We start from the raw sequence: 2017 nt of genomic DNA on the forward strand, positions 1-2017 counted from the left end.
GGCGGGGGCTGGTGTTGAGCGTCGGGCCGTTGGGGGAGCGGGACGTCGCGGAGCTGGTCGAGGCGGTGACGGGGACGGCGCCGGAGGCGGACGCGCTGCGGTCCTTCGTCCAACGTACCGGTGGTGAGGCCTTCTTCGTCACCGAGTCGCTGAGGGCCGGGAGTTGGAGCGTTGCGCCGGCCGTCGACGGTACCGGCGCGTCCTCGGTCACCGTACGGGCCGCCGTACAGGAGCGGTTGGCGGATCTGTCGCCGCGGGCGGCACGCGTGCTGGACGTCGCCGCGGTGCTCGGCACGCGGTTCCGGCTGGACGTGCTGGCCGAGACGGCGGAGGTGCCGTTGGCGGAGGTACGGACGCTGCTCGGTGAGGCGGCCGAGGCCGGGCTGTCGGCCGGGGCGGCGGTGGACCGGGGCGCCTTCCGGCACGACCTGCTGCGGGACGCCGTGTACGACACCCTCACCCCCGCCGACCGTTGCGCCCTGCACCACACCGCCGCCGACGTCCTGGCCGGCTACGCCCGCCGCGGCCGGGACACGGGCCCCGCGGAGGTCGCCCACCACCTGTTCCTCGCCGGCCCCGAACACGCCCCGCGGGCAGCCCGGTTCGCCCGCGAGGCCGCGGCGCGGGCGGAGGCGCTGTACGCGTTCGAGGACGCGGCGCGCTGGTACGAGCGGGCGGCGGAGGCATGGGGTCACGGGGAGGCATGGGGGCACGGTGCCGTGGAGACCGACGAGGACGGCGGCGCGTCCCCCGGTGAACAGCCTGAGTTCGCCGAGGTGTTGATCGGGCTCGGGACCGCTCGGTTCGGGGCCGGGGAGCCGGGGGCCGCCCGGGAGGCGTTGCTGCGGGCGGCGCGGGTGGCACGGGAGCTCGGACGGGGGGACCTGCTGGCGCGGGCCGCGCTCGGACTGGGGACCGGGCCCGTGGGGTTCGAGGTGGACCTTTCGGACCGGGAACAGGTCGACCTGCTGGTCGAGGCGCGGGACGCGGTGGCCGGCGAGCCCGCGCACGCCGGTCTCCGGGCCGCCGTCACCGCCCGTCTGTCGCTCGCCGGCGGGCTGGTCGAGACCGAGGCGCGTCGGGTCGCCCTCGCCGAGGAAGCCGTCCGTGTCGCTGAGGAGACCGGTGACCCGGCGGTTCTCGGACCGGCCCTCGCCGCCCTCTGCGACGCGCTCTCCGGTCCCGACCACTGCCGCGACCGGCTCGCCTGGTCCACGCGGATCGTGACGACCGCCCGCGACCTGCGCGACCCGGTCCTCGAACTCCTCGGCCGGCGACTGCGGTTGGTGGCCCTGACGGAGACGGGCGCGTTCGCGGCGGCCGACGCGGAGGTGACGGCGTACGAGGCGGTCGTACGACCGCTGCGGCGGCCCCTGTACGCCTGGTACGTGCCGCTGTGGCGTGGCTCGCGGGCCCTGATGGAGGGCCGTTACGACGACTGCGCGGCCGCCCTCGACGAGGTGGAGGCCCTCGGCCGCGAGGCCGGCAGCGCCAACGCGGCGCTGCTCGCCGGCACCCAGCGCTGGTGCCTGTACACCGCCACGGGCGACCTCGACGGCATGACGCGGCTCCTCGCCGTGATGCCGCCCCTCGACCGCCTCCCCGGTCTGTGGCCGCGGGTGTCGCTCGCGCTTCTCGCCGCGCAGTTCGGCCGCCTGGAGGAGGCCGCGCGCCGTCTGTCGGCGGTGGCACCCCACCTCGGCACGGCCCCCCGCGACAGCGAGTGGCTGCCGATGGTGGCCCAGGCCGCGGAGACGGTGGCCGCGACCGGCCACCACCCCTGCGCCTCCGCCCTGTACGACCTCCTCGCCCCCTACGCCGGCCTCTACGTGGTCGAGGGCATCGGCGCGGCGGTACGCGGCCCCGTCGACCGCCACCTCGCCCTGCTGGCGGCGGCCATGGGCGACGACCGCCGAGCCCACGCCCACCGCGAGGCCGCACTACGGTCCGCCGAGGCAACGGGCGCGATGCCCCTGGCCGACCGAATCCGAGGCGAGACGGGGGCGGGGTCGGCGAC

Annotated in this window: 1 protein-coding gene; it reads left to right on the forward strand. The window is 77.0% G+C overall.

What is annotated here, in order from left to right; translation table 11 throughout:
• Positions 1 to 29: 29 nt before the first annotated feature.
• Positions 30 to 2017: hypothetical protein (locus tag GRC12_RS44015; RefSeq protein WP_208786029.1), on the forward strand; the 1988-nt coding region annotated here is incomplete at its 3' end.

It is taken from the genome of Streptomyces griseorubiginosus (genome assembly GCF_017614965.1).
GTDB lineage: Bacteria > Actinomycetota > Actinomycetes > Streptomycetales > Streptomycetaceae > Streptomyces > Streptomyces griseorubiginosus_B.